The sequence below is a fragment of the Amycolatopsis speibonae genome, assembly GCF_042647925.1.
Taxonomy (GTDB): domain Bacteria; phylum Actinomycetota; class Actinomycetes; order Mycobacteriales; family Pseudonocardiaceae; genus Amycolatopsis; species Amycolatopsis speibonae.
Genome location: NZ_JBHRWK010000059.1, coordinates 244,183 through 262,231 on the forward strand (window position 1 = coordinate 244,183; position 18,049 = coordinate 262,231).

Annotated in this window: 13 protein-coding genes; 3 read left to right on the forward strand and 10 right to left on the reverse strand. The window is 65.8% G+C overall.

What is annotated here, in order from left to right; translation table 11 throughout:
* Positions 1–347: 347 nt before the first annotated feature.
* From ACFOSH_RS32795 to ACFOSH_RS32805, 3 genes are all read right to left on the reverse strand, one after another.
* Positions 348–2,333 carry a M6 family metalloprotease domain-containing protein gene (locus ACFOSH_RS32795; RefSeq protein WP_378243559.1) on the reverse strand — a complete coding sequence of 662 codons (1,986 nt, stop codon included), beginning with the start codon at positions 2,331–2,333 and terminating at the stop codon, positions 348–350.
* A 165-nt stretch (positions 2,334–2,498) separates the two neighbouring features.
* Positions 2,499–3,365 carry a peptide chain release factor N(5)-glutamine methyltransferase gene (prmC, locus tag ACFOSH_RS32800; protein WP_378243561.1) on the reverse strand — a complete coding sequence of 289 codons (867 nt, stop codon included), beginning with the start codon at positions 3,363–3,365 and terminating at the stop codon, positions 2,499–2,501.
* An 84-nt stretch (positions 3,366–3,449) separates the two neighbouring features.
* The gene (locus ACFOSH_RS32805; RefSeq protein WP_378243563.1) at positions 3,450–3,998 is read right to left on the reverse strand and encodes an HD domain-containing protein; all 549 of its coding nucleotides are present in this window, start codon (positions 3,996–3,998) and stop codon (positions 3,450–3,452) included.
* Positions 3,999–4,109: 111 nt separating this feature from the next.
* Here ACFOSH_RS32805 and wsfD point away from each other — a divergent pair, with 111 nt between their 5' ends.
* A complete protein-coding gene (gene wsfD / locus ACFOSH_RS32810; protein WP_378243565.1) occupies positions 4,110–5,543 on the forward strand; it encodes a glycan biosynthesis hexose transferase WsfD in 1,434 nt (477 codons plus the stop codon).
* Between the two features lie 4 nt (positions 5,544–5,547).
* Here wsfD and ACFOSH_RS32815 read toward each other — a convergent pair whose 3' ends face one another.
* The 5 genes from ACFOSH_RS32815 to ACFOSH_RS32835 all read right to left on the reverse strand — a co-directional run bounded on the left by ACFOSH_RS32815 (position 5,548) and on the right by ACFOSH_RS32835 (position 14,110).
* Positions 5,548–7,155 carry an arabinofuranosyltransferase gene (locus tag ACFOSH_RS32815; protein WP_378243567.1) on the reverse strand — a complete coding sequence of 536 codons (1,608 nt, stop codon included), beginning with the start codon at positions 7,153–7,155 and terminating at the stop codon, positions 5,548–5,550.
* A gap of 305 nt (positions 7,156–7,460) precedes the next feature.
* A complete protein-coding gene (locus tag ACFOSH_RS32820; protein ID WP_378243568.1) occupies positions 7,461–9,416 on the reverse strand; it encodes an FG-GAP-like repeat-containing protein in 1,956 nt (651 codons plus the stop codon).
* Between the two features lie 93 nt (positions 9,417–9,509).
* The gene (locus ACFOSH_RS45160; protein ID WP_449224199.1) at positions 9,510–9,911 is read right to left on the reverse strand and encodes an SCO4402 family protein; all 402 of its coding nucleotides are present in this window, start codon (positions 9,909–9,911) and stop codon (positions 9,510–9,512) included.
* A complete protein-coding gene (locus ACFOSH_RS32830; RefSeq protein ID WP_378243572.1) occupies positions 9,836–13,342 on the reverse strand; it encodes an ALF repeat-containing protein in 3,507 nt (1,168 codons plus the stop codon). The genes ACFOSH_RS45160 and ACFOSH_RS32830 overlap by 76 nt, the downstream gene beginning before the upstream one ends.
* 285 nt (positions 13,343–13,627) lie before the next feature.
* Positions 13,628–14,110 carry a hypothetical protein gene (locus tag ACFOSH_RS32835; RefSeq protein WP_378243574.1) on the reverse strand — a complete coding sequence of 161 codons (483 nt, stop codon included), beginning with the start codon at positions 14,108–14,110 and terminating at the stop codon, positions 13,628–13,630.
* A 494-nt stretch (positions 14,111–14,604) separates the two neighbouring features.
* Here ACFOSH_RS32835 and ACFOSH_RS32840 point away from each other — a divergent pair, with 494 nt between their 5' ends.
* Complete coding sequence (locus tag ACFOSH_RS32840) at positions 14,605–15,276, forward strand: hypothetical protein (RefSeq protein WP_378243576.1); 672 nt, start codon at positions 14,605–14,607, stop codon at positions 15,274–15,276.
* Positions 15,277–15,777: 501 nt separating this feature from the next.
* Here ACFOSH_RS32840 and prfA read toward each other — a convergent pair.
* Complete coding sequence (gene prfA, locus ACFOSH_RS32845) at positions 15,778–16,848, reverse strand: peptide chain release factor 1 (RefSeq protein ID WP_378243578.1); 1,071 nt, start codon at positions 16,846–16,848, stop codon at positions 15,778–15,780.
* 81 nt (positions 16,849–16,929) lie between these two features.
* Positions 16,930–17,157 carry a 50S ribosomal protein L31 gene (gene rpmE, locus ACFOSH_RS32850; RefSeq protein ID WP_005150382.1) on the reverse strand — a complete coding sequence of 76 codons (228 nt, stop codon included), beginning with the start codon at positions 17,155–17,157 and terminating at the stop codon, positions 16,930–16,932.
* A gap of 222 nt (positions 17,158–17,379) precedes the next feature.
* Here rpmE and ACFOSH_RS32855 point away from each other — a divergent pair, with 222 nt between their 5' ends.
* Positions 17,380–17,925, forward strand: a complete 546-nt coding sequence (locus ACFOSH_RS32855; protein WP_378243580.1) for a CHAP domain-containing protein — start codon at positions 17,380–17,382, stop codon at positions 17,923–17,925.
* Positions 17,926–18,049 lie beyond the last annotated feature (124 nt).

Here is an 18,049-nt window from a genome sequence, read left to right on the forward strand (position 1 = left end):
TGGGTCGGGGTGGTCGTGAGTGGCAAGTGTCGTTCTAACCCCACTTACCACTCACGACCACCCCGGCCCACGCCACTTCATGACCCCTTCCCCGCAGCCCTCTCCCCCTCCCCTTCCCCCGCGCGGCCGGGGTCCGTGAAGGCCTCCTTGCCTACCCTGACGGTAGTGAAGGAGGCCTTCACTACCGTCAGAATCGCCACGTTGGCCCCAGGCGCACCACCAGTCACAGCGGATGCGCGTGAAGGCCCCCTTCACTGCGCCTAGCGCAAGGAAGGGGGCCTTCGTGTACCTCAATGACGCATCGGTCCAGGGAGTCGTGAGTGGCGAAAGACCCCTTCAGCCGCCCGTCAGAAGGCGAAAGCGGCGCAGAACGACGTCGCCGTCTTGGCCGGGTCGGCGATCGACGTCGCGGTCAGCTTGATCTGCGCGATGTGGTCACCGCCCGCGGCCCGTTTGGCGTGCGCCGTCGCCGAAGACCGCCCGCCGAACGGGACGGTGGACAGCTCGTTCGGCAGCCGGACCTCCCAGCCCTTCGCGGTGGTGGACGCGCTCAGGCGGTAGGTGTCGGTGTCGTACGGCGCCACGGCGCCCTTCGCGTCGCCGGTGTTGAGCACCGGGAACGAGCAGGTCGCGAGCCCCTGCTTGGCGAACGCCGGGACCGACGGCCACAGCGAAACGCCCCTGGCCCGCGTGCCGGCGCCGTCGAGCGAGGCCACCGTGACGACGTAGGACAGCACGCCCTTGCGGTCGCGCTCGACGTCCGTGACGAGGAACTTCAGCCTGTTCGCCTCGTCGGTGTACTCGTACTTGCTCGCCGAACCGGTGCCCGCCTTGAAGGCGGCGTCGTTGAGCTGCCGGTAGTCGCCGATGGGGATCGGGACTCCGGTGCCGTCCGGCTTCTTGTAGTCGGTCATGCCGATGTCGGCCGGATGCGCGTCGACGATCCATTCGAACGGCGCGTTGTCCTGGTTCTTCGTCTTCGCGATGATGACGCCGGAATCGGGGGCGAAGGAATCGCTGCCCATCCGGTCGACGACCTCGACGGTGTAATTGTTGAAGCCGCCGCCGTCACAGAACGGATCCTTCGAGCGATCGCATTTCGGCGAATGGTCTCCGCCGGTGAGCGCGATGGTGATTCCACTGTAGGCACCCTGTCCCGGCAGGACCGAACGCGCCGTGATCCGCGTCGATACCGGGCCGGTCTCGGCAAGGGAGTTCCGGTCGAGCTTCAGCACGTCTTCCGGGTCGATGATGTCGAGCTTCATCTTGGTGCGCAGCATGTGGTGCGACCCCATCGAGCCGCCCTGAATCGCCGGGATCTGCCAGCGCGTGTGCGGTCCGCCGGGTCCGTTGAAGCTACCGCGCGACATCATCTCCCACGGGCCGGTGTAGGTCCTGGACGGTGGAGTGCCGAACGGGTTGTTGTAGTTGTCGCCGATGCCGAGAATGTGACTCAATTCGTGCGCGTAAACCGCCTGGCCCGAGCTTTCGGCCTGGGTCGAGGAGCCGGTGACCGCGTTCGGCCAGATGCTCGCCGCGGATTTCCACGACGTCCACGGGACATAGCGGGTGGACGCGGCGTTCGGCATTCCGGCGACACCCGGACCGAATTCGGCGGGCACGTTCCCCGGCTCGCCGAATTTCATCACGCCGAATTCCTGCCAGGTCGCGCTCTCGTCCTGACCGGCGGAAAGATAGAAGACGAAGTCGAACTGTTTGGCGACGTCACCGACGTCCGCCTTCCAGGCGGCGCCCGCGTCGGCGCGCAGGTCACGCTTGCAGTTCGCGCCGGGCGGACACGCGTCGGGCTGGAACTCCATGCCGTATTCGAAGGACTTGCCGGGCAGCCGGTACGGCCCGAAGGCGGTGAGTTCGACGCCCATCCTGCCGCCGGAGTCCTCCATCCAGTACTCGTTGATCGTGTGGCCCTGGTTGAGCGCCTGCGGCTTGTTGAGGAAGTCCTGGTAGAACTTCGCGACGTTCGCCCGCGGGATGTTGTTGGCGGCGGGGCCGGGGTTGCCGAACACCGTCGAACGCGGGGGCTGCGTGACGGCGAACTCCTGGTCCGGGTAGTCCGCGAGGACCACGGCCCCCCTGAACGTCCGCTTGGTCGGCTTCAGCGTGGGATCGGCCCAGTTGGTGCCGGGTGGCTTGCGGTAGTCGTCCCACGTCATGTGGTCCTGGTTCTCCCAGGTCGACCCGTCGATCGGGGCGGGCCAGCCCTTCGCCGGCGCCGCGGCGGACGCAGGCTGGGCCAACAGACCCGGCAGCAGTACGACGGTGGCGAGGACGGCGAGTGTTCTGAGTGGGGCTCGTCGGAGAGACGATCGCATCGGGGTACACCTCCCAGTCGGACCGCCGAGGAGGCGGCCGTGATCGACGTTAGGAGGCGGGCTTTGTCCTGGGCACCGCCGGAAGTCGTGAGTCCCGCTAACTACCGCCGGATGCTTCGGCCCCCTTCCGCGTTCAGAGGACGAAACGCGGGGCGGGGAGGGGCGTCAGGAGACGCGGAGGGCGGTGACGAAACGGGGGCGTCCGGCCAGGTCCAGGTGGCCTCGGACGTCGGTCAGCACGCGCCGCGCCCGCACCAGGGCCGGGACGGCGGAGCCGTGCGTGTCGTCGTGCTCGATCGCCATCCCGCCGGTGGGCCGCAGCAGTCGCGCGGCGGCGGCGATCGCGTGCCGGATCACCGCCAGGCCGCTTTCCTCGGCGAACACCGCCCGCGCCGGGTCGTGCTCGGCGACCTCCGCCGGTACCGGCGTGCCTTCCGGGACGTACGGCGGGTTGCACAGGACCAGGTCGACGAGCCCGTCGAGTTCGGCGAACATCGTGCTGTCGGCGACGTCGCCGGAGTACAGCCGGATGGGCGTGTCCCCCGCGTCGGCGTGGACGTCGGCGTTGTGCCGCGCCCAGGCGAGCGCCTGGGCGTCGATGTCGACGGCGTAGACCACGGCGTCCGGCCGCGCGTGCTGCACGGCCAGCGCCAGCGCCCCGGAGCCGGTGCACAGGTCGACCACCACCGGGTACTCGCGCCCGTGCAGCAGTTTCACGCCCCATTCCAGGAGCAGTTCGGTCTCCGGACGCGGGACGAACACCCCGGCGCCGACGTTGACCGTGATGTCGCCGAGCGCCGCCCAGCCGGTGAGGTACTGCAGCGGGATCCGTTTGGCCCGCTGGTTGACGAGCTGGCCGATCGCGTCGATGACCGGCGGGTCCACCAGCGGCACCATCGGCAGGCGGCCGCGTTCGACGCCGAGGACATGGGAGGCGATCAGTTCCGCGTCCGAACGTGGTGACGCCACGCCGGCCTCGGTGAGGATGCGGGTCGCTTCCATGATGGCGAGGCGCAGCGGCTGCCGGTTCACTGGTGTTCCTTCACAGAGTCAAGCCTGACACACGAGGCACGCGTGCCGGGGTCGATACACGCGGGCTCAGGGTATCGATTGCTTTCAGCGCACCCGCCACGAGAGCGAAGACAACGTCAGCGCCGCTTCGGCCACTCGCCGCGCGAGGTCGGTCTGCAGGCTCTTCGTCGCCGAAGCGATCCACTCGTCGACGTTCTGTACGCCGACGTCGCGGTACTCGACGGCCTGAAGCAGCATCTCCAGCTTGTCGGCGTCGCGTGCGTACAGCGCCTCCGGGCTCTCCGCGGTTTCGTACTCGTCGACGGCGTCGCGGACGGAGCCACGCGCGGCGCCGGGGAGCGCGGACGTCTGCGCGGCGGTGATCGCCCGGGGGTCCGGCTTCTCGACGAAACCCTTGATCGTGTGCGGAAGGTCGCCGGTCCGCGTCTCCTGCGTGTCGTGCCAAAGCGCGAGGTACGCCGCCCGCGCCGGGTCGGCGCCGCCCTCGGCCGCCAGCAGGCCGGCCAGCTGCGCGACCCGCGTGGTGTGCTCGGCGACCGATTCGGGATCGCGGACCCCGGCCTGCCACCATCCGGCCCGCCGGATCCGCTTGAGCACACCCAGTTCGAATCCGAACCTGGCCAGGGCTTCCACAGTTCTCCTACGCGTCGACGGCGAGATCCCCACCAAGTGTCCTCCGGCCCGTCACCCTCCTTCGAGAGGGCACGAACTGATCACCCTCCGGAATCTCCTAAGGTGGCGCGAGTGAAGATCCGGGAACTGAGACTGACCTTGGGCGTGTTTTTCGCCTCGCTCGGTGTGCTTCTCGTCCGTTTCCTGCTTCCACGTCCGATCGGCATGGCGGACAACGGCGACGGCTGGCGCATCCTGTGCCAGTTCGGCGCGCGCGAACTCGACAGGCCTTCGGAACGCTTCGTCCGCTTTTCCTACGGCCCCGCCCCTGCCTGCAATAGCGAGTACATCTCCAGCCAGAGCTGGATCGACAAGATCGCCAGCGGGATCGGGCAGCTGCTCGGCTCGTCCTCGATCCTGAACCTGCTGGTCCTGGGCGTTTTGGGCTGTCTGCTGGTCGCGGGCGGGATCGCCGCGATCGTGACCGGCCTGCGCCTTACCGTCCGCGGCAGTGTCGTCGCCACCGCCGCGCTGCTGCTGGTCGCGGCGGACTCGGCCTTCTTCGGGTACTTCGCCTCCGTGCTGAGCGAGGGCGCCGCCTTCCTCGGCATGCTCCTGCTCGCCGGCGGGCTCCTGCTGATGCACCGCACCGGGCCGTGGCGCTACACCGGAGCCGCGGTCACCGTGCTCGGCGCGATGATCGGGATCAACGCGAAGTCGCAGACGCTGCTGCTGATCCCGCTGTTCGCGCTCGCGCTGCTGTTCGTCCGACCGGCGGGCAGCCGGGGCCTGGCCCGCTGGGCGCTGCCGCTGGCCGTGCTCGCCGTCGTCGGCGCGGGTACCGCGCTGGTGCAGGGGGCGGGCGACTCGGCCAACGCGGAGTACCGCGAGGCCAACATGTATCACGTCGTGTTCAACGGGATCGTGGACGGGAAACACGACACCACCGGCGACCTCGCCGCGCTGGGTCTCCCGCCCGAGTTCGCCCAGTACGTCGGCACCGGCTGGTGGAGCCAGAACGCGGCCTGGCACGACCCCGCGTACGCCCGGTATCGCGACAAGATCAGCCGCCGCAACGTCGCCCAGTACTACCTGGATCACCCGGTGCGCGTGGTCGAGATGCTGCACCGGTCCGCGCAGGAGACGCTGACCGCACGGGTGCCGAACCTCGGCAGCTTCGGCGAGCACGCCGGGCAGCCGCCGCTGGCCAAGGAGTACCGGGTCCCGGTCCTGTCCGGGATCACCGGCTGGATCGCCCCGCTGGGGCTGTTCGCCCTGCTGCCGATCTGGCTGCTCATCGGCTGGGCGGGCCTGCGCGCCTTCCGGAAGCGCACCGGACGCCGCGACGTCGGCATCGTGGTGTTCGTTTTCCTGTTCTTCGCGATGGGCCAGATGCTGGTCTCCGGCCTCGCGGAAGGCATCGAGAACGTCAAGCACCAGCAGCTGACGATCTACCCGACCCTGCTGGCCGCCGCGTTCGCCGCGCTCTCGTTCCTGCCGAAGCGCAAGGACGAGCCGTCGACGACCGAAGAACGTGAGCCGGAGACGGTGTCCATCTCCGGCTGACGGGTCATCCGCAGGCCGGCGTGTTCCCGGGGTCGCGGTCGTAGCGCAGTCCGCTCCGGCCGACCGAGTGGATGAGGTTGTCCCAGAATCGTTCGAAGGTCAGCGGCGCGCGGACCGAGTCGAGCATCTCCTTCGTATGCGGACAGGCCAGCGTTCTCCGGATCGCGTCGAGGTCGCTCTGCTCGTACTGGCCCCGCGCCGCCAAGGCTTTCGTCGTCCCCTCGGCGAGACCCGCGACATCCCAGTTGGAACCGGCGAACTTGCTGTGCCCGATCCGCCGTCCCGGCACGGTGGTGCTGTGCGCCGCCACCGGGTTGGCCAGCCCGATCGGGTCGTGCACCCACACGTCCAGCGGAAGCAGCATGCCCGGGCCGCCGATGTTGAAATACGTGAGCACGTCGCGGCCGTTCGCCGAGGGATACGCGACCCACCCCGTCGAGTCCGCGTACACGTGGATGGCCGGGGCCTGCCGCGCGGCCAGTTGCTTGTTCGCGTCGTCGGCCATTGCCACGAACAACCGGAAGTCCCGCGCCAGGATCGGATACTCGGTCTCGCTGGCCTCGACATAGGCGGCACGCTCGTCGGCGATGACCTCGTTCTCGTCGATCGGCTCCTCCAGACCGGCATACGGAGTCCGCAACCAACCACCCGCGATGACCGCCCAGACGGCGACCGCGACGACCGGCACGAACGTCAGCTTGGTCACCCTGATCGCCATCACCGGGAGCAGCAGACAGAACGTCGCCGGAAGCAACATCCGCCCGTGCATGAAATCGCCACCCACCCGGATGACATACGCCGCCAGCATGACCGCCCCCAGCAGCGGAACAGCCAGCAGCACCACCACCCGCCGATTCACGGACTTCCGCACCACCAAGGCCAGCCCGGCGAGCAGACACGCGGCGACCGGGATCCACAGCAGATACGGACCGGTGAAATCACCGAAATAGGCCCATCCGCTGTCCCACAGCGCCTCGGAGGCTTCCTTCACCAGCGCCGTGTTCGGGGTGATCAGCCCGTAGTAGCCCATCCGGAACACCTGATACAGCACCGGAAGCCCAGCCGCCGCGACAAGAAGAAGCAGCGCGGGCCGCCAGCCCCGCCACGTGAGCACCAGCAAACCGACCATCGCGGCCGCGCTGAACAGAGCGAGGTCCGGACGCACCAGCGGCCCCAGCCCGATGACCACCGCGGTCGACCACACCGGACCGAACGGCCGTTCAGTCCCGCGACGCACCAGAAGCCACCACGTCCCGCCGAGCCACAGGCTGATCAGCCCGGTCTCCAAGCCGGACGTGGCGAAATCACGAAAAGGCGGCAGCGCCAGCACGACAAGCGCACCCGCCGGGAGAACGAAAGTGGACGACGAAGGACCCGCCAGCCGCCGGGCACCGTCAAGAGCGAGGACAAGACCGCCCGCCGAGAACGCCAGTCCGACGATCACCGCGATCCACTCAAGACTGACGCCGGGAATCCACCCCACCAGCACGAGGACTACCGTCCACAGCGTGCTGGTATTGGCCTCGACCCGCTCACCGGCGTTGAAAACCGGGCCGTTGCCCGCCAGGACCTGCCGCACCGTCCGCAACACGATCAGGCCGTCATCACTCATCCAGCGCCGCTGCCAGGCAAGAACCAGGAAAGCCACCACGGTGGCCCCGATGACAGCCCAGTTCCACGTCCGAACGCGAATTCCACCGGGTCTGCCAGGCGCAGATACGGATTCGACAGTAACCGTGCTCAATGCATTCTCCAGGCAACCGAAAAGACCAACAACCACCCAGAGTAATGTGACGTGACAACACTGTCCGTAACTGGGCAGGACCCCAAAACGATCTTGAGTCATCTTACCGGGTGACGGAATCGCCAGTGTCGGGCAGGCGGTTGACGATCCACCTGCCCGACACTGGCGAACGGTCAGAAACCGAGCGCGAAGGCCCTCGGGACCAGTACCTCATCACCGAAACCGAAATCGCCATGCCACAGCACGGAAGCACCCACGAACTTCGACCCGTCGGACGAGCCGACATACACGTCCGCTCCCGTGCCGCGCGTGTAAGTGACAATGTCGGCTTTCCCGTCACCGGTGAAGTCACCGACCGCGGGCAATTCGGCCCCAAAGGCGAAGTTCTCGTGCCACTTCACGCCGTTCCCGACAAATCTCGCACCGTTCGACAACGCCACGTAGACATCGGCCGCCGTCCCGCGGGTGAAGACCGCGATGTCATCCTTCCCATCACCGTCGAAGTCGCCCGAGGCGGGGATCTCGTCACCGAACGCGAAGTCGCCGTGCCACTGCAGCGAATCGCCCACGAACTTGCCACCGTCGGAGAACGCGACGAAGACGTCACCCGCAGTACCGCGCGTGAAGGTGGCGATGTCGTCCTTCCCATCGCCGTCGAAATCGCCCACCACGGGAACCTCCGCGCCTCCCGCGAACCGGCCGTGCCACTTCACGCCGTTACCCACGAACTTCTTGCCATCCGACAAGGCCACATAGACAGAGGCCGTCGACCCACGGGTGAAGACCGCGATGTCATCCTTCCCGTCACCGTCGAAGTCACCGACCGCCGGGATCTCCTCGCCGAACGCGAAATCACCGTGCCACTGCTGCGAGTCACCGACGAACTTGCCACCGTCGGACAGCGCCACATACACATCACCCAGCGTCCCCCTGGTGAAGGTCGCGATGTCCGTCTTTCCGTCACCGTCGAAATCGCCCGCCAACGGCACTTCGTTGTTCGTCGCGAACCGGTCATGCCACTTGACCGAATTGCCCACGAACTTGGCGCCATCGGAAACAGCCGCGTAGACGTCCGCCGTATCACCGCGGGTGAAGACCGCGATGTCGTCCTTGCCGTCACCGGAGAAGTCGCTCACGGCCGGAACCGGCGTGGTCGCCGATGACACGTTGGACGACAGATCCGTTCCGCCGGCGGGCGTCGTGACGACCCGGTAGTACAAGGTCTTCTTGGCAGGCAAGGACTTGTGCGTGAAGCTGGTTCCCGTCGTCGAACCGATCCGGCGAGCTTCGGCCACCGGAACCGAGGGCTCCTCCCCCGCGTAGACCCGGTACGTCAACTGCCCCTGCCCCAAGACCGGAGCCCAGCTGACCGTGATCGCGTGATCGACGGCCTTGGCCGTCGCGACGAACGTCTGCTGCCGGATCCACTCAGCGAGACCATCAGTGCGCGTAGCCGTCGTGCCTTGCTGCGTCTCGGACACGGCGAGACATCCATGCTGCCACGATGCGCCCACGACACCGGCGAGTTCGAACTTGCCCGCGGTCTCGCGGAACACCGGACCACCCGCGTCACCCTTGCACGCATCGGCGCCGTTGTCTCCGACGAGGGGAAGATTGTCCGCGGTCGGCGTGCCGACGGTGAACAGCGCCGAGTGAAGCTTGTTCGGGACCCACTCGGTGGTGGTACGCCCGTAGCCCGCCAGGCGCAGCTTCTCGCCGGCCGCGGCGACCGCACCGCCCAGTGTCACCGGTGCGATGCCGGTGATCGTCGTGTCAAGCCTGGCGAGCATCACCCCGCGGCTCGGGTGGGAGACGAGGTTCACCACCTTGGCGACCTTTCCGGTGGTGCCGAAAAGGTCGGTCCTGCCGACGATAGCGGTGGCCGCCTTGACCGGCACGCCGCCCTGCGGGTTGCCGGGGAAACAGGTCGCGGAAGTCACGATCCATTCCGATGCCACGAGAGCACCACTGCACGCGCTGCCGTCGATCTCGATCTTGGCCACGAAGCCATAGGCCCCATCGACCGCCGCTGCACCGCCGGAAACAGCTTGCGCCGGCGTAGCAGCGAGGACGCCACCAAACGCGATGACAGCCGAAACCGTCGACGCGATCGCTCTGACCTTGCTCATATCTTCCCTCAGTTAGTGGACGTCAGCCTGAAAATTCTTCACACCAAACTCAACTAGTGCCACAGAACCCAAGAAACAACTCGCTCGGAGCTTTCACTGCTTGTCGAGAAGTACCGCGAGAAGTTCCTTGGCCTCGGTCACCACCGGAATCCACTCGGCCAAGTTCAGATACTCCCTGTCCGAAAGCTCGGTTCCAAACTTGTCGAACAAATTCTGCAGAGCCTCGTTCAGCGGACCGAAAGCGTCAGCTTCGCGAGTATTCCGCAATACGTCACCGACGGCACCGTGCGGAAACTCGCGCATTTGAAGATCATCCAGCGCATTGATCTGCATCGTGAAATTGTCCACGATTCGAGGATCCATCCGCCAAACCCACTGTCGCCACTGGTATTCAACGTCAGAGAATGCCCTAACCGCATTCACGACCATTTCTCGCATCTGAGGATACTTGACAGATTCAAACACGGCGTATTCCACTTCGACCATTTGACCCATTCCGACAGCGGAATGTGACCCATTTCCCAGTTCTGCTCGAGAGATCCCTGGATCGGCTTTCCATCTCTGCCGATGATCTTACCCCCGTCGCGTACAACAACGTGGTCGACCTGCTGACTCGGCTTCGCGCCCGGAACACCTTTATCGATCCGAACCCCAGCCGCATTAGGATTGGGGCCGAACCACCTGAATCCTACGCCCTTCTGGTTCGCCACCCCGGCTTTCCATTCAGCCGGAATCTTAGCCAGCGCGCGCGGATCCAGCCAATCGGCAGCACCCGGCAAGATCTTCGAAAGATCCGAGATTTTCCCCGGCAGGTTCGGAATACGCCCAGACCTACCTCCGGGAAATGGGATTCCACCAACCCCGCCCAGTTCTACGATCGGGAGAGTCTTCAGGTTCGCCTCGTCCAGCTGCCTCATGAGCAGCGGGTGACAACTATTCTTGGAAGATCGACAAAAAGCTTTGAGCAGGGTGGCACCCGCGTTCGGATTTCCTTCCAAGGTGTTGAAATCAATGAGAAGTGCGGCCACGCTCAGCCATTGATCTAATTCTCCACCAAGGTTTCCGCAGCCAGCATTCGTGGCCGGGACGGATACCCCATTGATATAGCATTCGCCGCCATCGACCACCACCCTGGTTCCGTTGGGGAACTCGCCGACGCTCACCTGCGACCCAGGGTCGGCCGGCGATCCCGGCGTCGCGCTTTCCGCAGCCGCCTTCTCCCCGGAGATCCGGATTGCGGCAAGTGCCTCCTCCGCAGCCTTGAAGGCGCTCTCCCCCGCCTTCAGCGCGGAATCCCGTGCTCTCGCGGCAGAGTCAGCTGCCTGAACCGCGTAGGACTTCGCCCTGGACGCGGCGTCCGTCGCACGGATGGCGGAGTTCGCCGCCGAATCCGCCGCTTTTCGCGCCGTCGCTTCGGCGGCACGCGCCGTCTTCGCGGCCTGCGCGGCCTGGGTCGCCGATGTTTGTGCCTTCGCGGCAGACTCCTTGGCCTGCTGGGCATAGCCTGCCGCCTGCGCCTCCGACCGGCGCGCTTGTTCCGCGTAGGTCTCCGCCTCGTCCGCAGCGTTTCGGGCGATGGCCGCGGCCGCAGCGGCCTTGTCGGCGTTCTCACGAGCGGTCGCCGCCACCTTGGCCGCCTGCGCGACATATCCACGGATCTCGGCGGCGTGACTCGCGGTGTCGAGATCCCGCTGGGCGGCCTTGAGCTGCTCGACCTGAAGGAAATCGCGCAGGTACGAGGCCGGGCCGGCCAGGGCGACCTGCGCCGCGGCCTTCACCTCCGGCCCACCTGCGGCCAGGATCTGGGAAACCCGAATTCGGTTGTCATGTTCGGCTGCCACGTGCTGACCGACCCGCAAGAAGGTTTCACGATCCGCGTTCGTGCCGTTGAGGGCTACGTTTCCCGCGTCTTTCGTCGCTTGGCCTCCAAGAGCCATGATGCGAGCGATCTCTACCCGATCGTCGTGTTCCTTGCCTTCGTACCAGCGAGTCCGCAGAAACTCCAGGACATCGGCATGAGTACCGGCCAGCGCCACCCTGACAGCCTCTTTGAGCGCCGGAATGGTCGTGGTGTCACCAATGTACTGCGCCCGCGATCGGTCATCCTGCTCAGCGGCAACCGCGAGTCCCGCTGTCAGGAAGGCTTGCATGTTATCGTCCACAAGTGCCGTCTCGGCGGTGGCGCGAGTCCAAGCGCCACCGTTCCGGACGAGCCGAACTGCGACCTTGCGACCTTTCCCCAAAACTATCTCAGGGGAGGCTCCAGGTGCCGTCGCCTCAGCGATCAACTGCCTCGTCTCAGCGTCACGCCTCGCAGTTTCAGCAGCATCCCACGCGCTCTCGGCCGTGCGAGCGGCCTCCGCGACTCGCGCCTGCTCGGCGTCATAGACGGCCTGCTCGGTGTCGTTCTGAAGCCGGCCGGTCTCGGCCTCACGCGCGGAGTCCTCGATCTGCTGAGCCTGGCCTGACAAGCGTATGGCGGCGTCAGCGGCCACTCTTGCCGCAGCCGCGTGTGCGGCAGACTCACGGGCTGCGTTCTCAGCGTCCCCGGCGTGGTCCGCGGCTTCGTCCGCGGCACGTGCGGCCGCTTCGGCATGCCCTGCCGCATCCAGCGCGGCGGTACGCGCTTCTCCGGCGGCCGCCGCTGCCTGACGAGAGAGAGCATCTGCGGCTCGGGCAGCCTGCCCCGCTGTCTTGGCCGCCCGTTTGGCGTCCTGTGCCGCTTTCCTGGCACGAGCAGCGTCTACGCCCGCGGCCTTCGCGTGCCCATCCGCGGCGCTCGCGGCGTTGGCGGCGGCATCGGCGTTGCCCGCCGCTTCCAGCGCCGCTCGACTGGCGCTCCCGACCGCCTCGACCGCTTTGCCCGCGGCAGCGGCGGCGTCCGCGGCCAGTTTGGCGCCTTCCGCAGCCTTACGCGCGTCGACTGCTGCTTGTCTCGCGGTGTCCGCGTCTTTCGCGTTGATCGCGGCGGCCCCGGCGGCGCCGAACGCCCGAGCCGCGGCGTCCCGAGCGAGACCGGCCGCGGTGGCAGCCCGCGCGGCGGCGTTCGATGCCAACCGGGCCGCCCTGGTAGCGGCGTTGGCAGCGTCGATCGCAACCTTCGCGGCCTCCGCGGCCTTGCCCGCGGCTTCGGCGGCGCGATTCGCGGCATCCGCCGCACGCCCCGCCGAGTCTCGTGCGGCTGCGGTCTCCGCCGCCGCACGATCTGCGGCTTCCTTGGCCAAACGCGAAGCCTGAACAGCACGATCAGCCGCCTTCACCGCCTCATCGGTCTCGCTTGCGGCTTTCGCGCCGGCCTCTCGGACCAAGCCGAGCAGATGGGTGATCGACAGTGTTTCCTCGTCGCGCTCTCGTGCCACATGCTGACCGGTGAGCAGGAAGTCTCGGATGTCCTCGGCGGTACCGTTCAAGGCGTTCTGCGCGGCGGCCCGCACCTGCGTCCCGCCGGACGCCATGAGCTGGGCGACCTGAACCCGCTCGTCATGTGTCCGTGCCTCGAACTGGCCTTGGGCGATGAAGTCGTGCAGGCCCTCGGTACTGCCATTGAGTGCCGCCTGCGCCGCACTCTTGACGCCGGGGCCACCCTTTTCCATGATCTGCGCCACCAGCACTCGCTGATCGTCCAGCCAAGGGAGCTGCCAGCCACTGTCCAGATAAGCGGACAGTTCAGCAGCGCTCTTGCCCAGCGCGGCGTTCGTCGCGCTTTTCACGCCAGGACCTGCGAAATTAAGCACCTGCGCCGCGCGGACCCGATTATCGTGTTCACGCGCCTGGTGCTGACCACGAGCGATAAATTCCTGAAGGTCGGCGTCTGTGCCGGTAAGTGCAGTCTCGGCGGCGTCCGCCAAGCCAGGACCACCGGTCTTCAGAAATCCGACGGCCACCAGTCGTGGATTCGCTTCTGCTCCGTCAGCTTGGCCGGACATAGCAGGAAGCCCAGCACTGACCACAAAAGAAATGGCCAAGACCGACCATGCCTTTACCCTAACCCGAACCGGGGAAATCGATTTCATCCATGTCCCTACAGTCACGAACCAGAAGGTTCACCGAGTAATAATTCGACCCGAGCGCACAACGACAGCCACAGGTGAATTAACGGGCGAATTCCAAAAAATATAATCAAACAGGCTCGCCGAAGCGAGCCCGTTCTTGAGCGGAAACCGTTTACCCGCCGAGCTTCGGCTCAGCATCGCAAACAAGCAGGTCAAAAATCAGAGCGATCCTGAATTCAATTCCACAAGCGGAGACTGGCCGTTCACAGGGTCAGCTCCCTCTCCCGCTGACGTCCAGGTGTTCTTTCCGATCTCGGAAACAACCGGCGAACCCTTGATCACCATAGTCGCCTTCAGCGCGTGGTCATCACCCTTGATCAAGTACACTGCGGCCAGGTCAAGGGTGAGATACCCCTTGTTACCCGAGATCTTGAAACAGAACGGGTTAGACTTCGTCCTACTCCAGACTTCGACAAGGTTGCCACCGCTGCCGCACTGGGTGAACAAAATCTGCCCATTACCCTTGAGTAGTCGAATACCATACTGGGCGAAGATCTGATCAGCACCGGGATAGGTGTAATCCTCGACAATCGGAGGCGGCTGATCGTCGCTGACCGACGCTCCAGCAACGGCTCCGGAGAGAATGGGTGAAAATACTATAGCGATAACAGCAAGCCCAAGCAGGCGCGCCGAATTTCTCACCAGGTTGTCCTCCCCTAAGAGGGGCCGAAGCCCTCTCCACCCCCAGATTGGGGCTGCCACGGACTCTAGTCTCGGACTTTCAGCACGTCAACGACTACCGACCCAAATCGACCGTTCGGCCGACCGCTGATCACAGGTTCGCGGAAACGGGTTGTGACATCCGATGTAACACGAAGCACCGCAAAACCGATATCGATCATGGAGAATGTCTATAGAAATTCAATACCACTGACCAAGAATGGTGAATTCACAACCGAGTAACACCCGGAAATCCGGGATCACATTCCTATTGCCGGTGCCACGAAATGCATTCTCCGAATCGGCCATGCCCCGACCCTATTCGGCGTCCGGCACGCCACCGAGGGTCTCGCCGCCACCACCCGTAGACTGAGCGCATCCTCCGTCGCCGAAGGGCCAGTGAAACAACTATGGATCTCCGGGAAACGGAAGCCGTCACGCGGATATCCGCGAATATCGAAACGGACAATTTCGCGGTGGCCATCGAGCTGGGCGAGCGGCTGATCGGTGAGTTCGAGGCCACCGAGCTGGAGATCTGCCGGGCCGACCCGGAGGGTGCCTGGAAGGGCCACTCGGTCTCCGTCGGCTATCGCACACCGCCAGCGGACGACGAGGAACCTGCCGAAACCCTGCAGCGTGCAGCGGTACCGGCGCTCTTCCACTTCGGGCTGAACGCGGAGTTCTTCGTGATTCGCGGCACGCCGGAGACCGGCCAGTACGGTAGCTACGACGCCAACGACACCCAGGCCGACGGCTACACAGTCTCTTCGCTCATGACGACCTTCGGCGGCACCGACCCACGCGAGCCGGCGCACGTTCCCCGGCACGATTCCACACCGAGGGCGGAAACCGACGTCATCTCACGGGTACATCTTTACGTTCCCACCGGCGACCTCCAGACCGCCGTACGCCTGTGCGGGGCGACCGCGACGGACCTTTCGGCGTCGCTGATCAGGATCAATACGGACGCGGGGCCTTGTGAAGCGGTGCTGTTGTCGGCATTCCCAGCAGGCACCGGAGAGACCGGCGAGGAGGCGCTCAGACGGGTCGAAAACGAGGTAATCGGCCGACTTTCCGACGTGGGCATGTCCGTCCGGGCCATCCACACCAGCCTGGAAGACGACCCGTTCGCCACGGAACCCGGTTAGCTGGCCTTCCATTTGCAGGCGAGATATGCCAGACGTTCTGCATGGTTCGCCGCTGATCGGTGAACGCCCGCTGGGCTGCGGGACAGAGCCGCTAGCGGAGAATCGCGAGCACCTCGACAAGCTGTTACTCCTCGAACAGCAGTGTCTCCGGAAGTACTTGTTTCGCCTCACGCAGCTGTCCGAGTCTCGCCGCAAGGCCGAACGAGGATGCGTTCTCCAGCAAGACATCCAGCACCCACAGGACAAGTTCCCGGGCGCGATCCACCTCGACTCGGGAAGCTGGTCGTCGTGGAAGAGGAAGTAGCCGAGCGGTGATCGCCCTGGCATGGACTTGGCGGAAGTCCAGTTCAGCTCCGCCCACCAGTCCGCCGGGTACAGGTTCGTGCGCAGAACCCGGACGAGTTTCGGCGCACGCCCCTCGAACGTGCTGGCCCCCAGCAGCGTGAGATCGCGGCACTCGACCAGTTCCGCCTCGATGAGGTGATCGATCACAAGCTCGGATCAGCCGGCGTGGGCGGCGAGCCGTTCTTCGCGGTCCGCCGTGATGAGCGCGTTCAGCACGCCGTCGAGGTCGCCGTCGAGGACCTGGTCCAGGTTGTAGGCCTTGTAGTTCACCCGGTGGTCGGCGATGCGGTTCTCGGCGAAGTTGTAGGTGCGGACCCGCTCGGAACGGTCGACTGTGCGGACCTGCGAGCGGCGCGCGTCCGACGCCTTCGCGGCGGCCTGCTCCTCGGCGATCGCCTGGAGGCGGGCCTGCAGCACCTGCAGGGCGCGGGCGCGGTTCTGGATCTGCGACTTCTCGTTCTGGCACGAGACGACCACACCGGTCGGGAGGTGCGTGATGCGCACGGCCGAGTCGGTCGTGTTCACGCTCTGGCCACCGGGGCCGGACGAGCGATAGACGTCGATCCGCAGGTCGTTCGGGTCGATCTCGACCTCGACGTCCTCGGGTTCGGGGTAGATGAGCACGCCGGACGCGGAGGTGTGGATGCGGCCCTGTGATTCGGTGGCGGGCACGCGCTGCACGCGGTGCACCCCACCTTCGAACTTCAGCCGCGCCCAGACGCCGTCGACGTCGGCCGAACGGCTCTTGATGGACACGGTGACGTCCTTGAAGCCGCCGAGGTCCGAGTCGACCGAGTCGAGCACCTCGGCCTTCCAGCCGTGACGCTCGGCGTAGCGCAGGTACATGCGCAGCAGATCCCCGGCGAACAGCGCCGACTCCTCGCCGCCTTCACCCGATTTGATCTCCATGACCACGTCAGAGCCGTCGTACGGGTCGCGCGGCAGGAGCAGTTCGGTGAGCTTGGCCTCGAGCACGGGGATCTTGGCCGAGATCTCCTCGGCCTCGGCCGCGAAGGACGAGTCTTCGGACGCCAGCTCCTTCGCCGTCTCGAGGTCTTCGCGGGCGGTGTCGAGCTCGCGGACCGTCTTGACGACCGGGCTCAGCTCCGCGTAACGGCGGCCGAGCTTACGAGCGCGCGCCTGGTCGGCGTGCACGGACGGGTCGGCCAGCTGCTCTTCCAGCTGGGTGTGCTCTTCGAGCAGACCCTTGAGCGAACTCGAATCCACCACTCCACCTCTCAACACCCTGGACAGAAACCATGAAAAACGGCGCCTACCCGGACATGCGGGTAGGCGCCGTTGTTCAAGCTACTTGGCGTCTTCGGCCTTCTTGCGCTTGCCGTAGCGAGCCTCGAAGCGCGCGACGCGGCCGCCGGTGTCCATGAGCTTCTGCTTGCCGGTGTAGAACGGGTGGCAGTTCGAGCAGATCTCGACGTGGAGACTGCCGGAGGTCTTGGTGCTGCGCGTGGTGAATTCGTTGCCACAGTCACAGTTCACGTGCGTGACGACGTACTCGGGGTGAATACCGCTTTTCATGGTGTCCTCTCTCGTTGGCCCCGGGTCCCCGTACGGGGTGAACCGGTGCCGGACTTCAGCGGATGATTTTGCCAGATGCGCTGGCAGTGGGGTTAACGCACCCCTCCCCCGGCATATTCCAACACGTTGAGTTATCAACTATCTACGCCGAGTTGTACGAAATTTGTACTCGATCACGGGACGATTCTTCTGTTGGTTAATACTCAACAGGAGGTTTGCATCATGCGTACCATCCTCGCCAAGGTGGCGAAGCCGGCGTCCGTCGCCGCGCTGGCCATCGCGGCCCTCGCCGTGGCTCCGGTCGCCGGCGCCGCTCCGGCCGCCCCCGAAGCGGGCTCCACCATCACCGCCGCCGACATCAACCCGGCCGCGGGGACGTTCACCACCGTGCCCGAAGGTGACCTGTCCATCCAGGGCGCCGGCGACGGCACGCCCGCCGGCGCCGTCCAGTGGTACAAGAACCACGCCGGCTCCACCGCGTACCAGGGCCTCTGCGAAAAGGCCGCCGAGAACGCGTACGGGACCACCGGCGTCTGGGCCTCGGCCAACGCGCACTGGAACGGCGCCAGCCCGAAGCACACGACTGGGACGCCGCCGAAGGGCTCCTTCGTGTACTGGAACATCAGCCAGTGGGGCCACGTCGGTATCGCCGACGGCTCCGGCGGGATCTACGCCTCCAGCATCGGCGGCAAGATCGGCCACGCGTCGAGCGTGAACTACTTCAACAACTACCGCGGCTGGACCCCCGCGGCCGTTCCGCACCGCTGAGCACTCGAGTTTCGGGGTCGCGCGTGAAGGCCCCCTTCCCCTTGGGTTCTAGTGGTGGTTGCAACACCTGACTTGTCTCAGGGGTTGTGTTGTTTGAGATCCGTGGGGATCGGTCGCCTCAGGG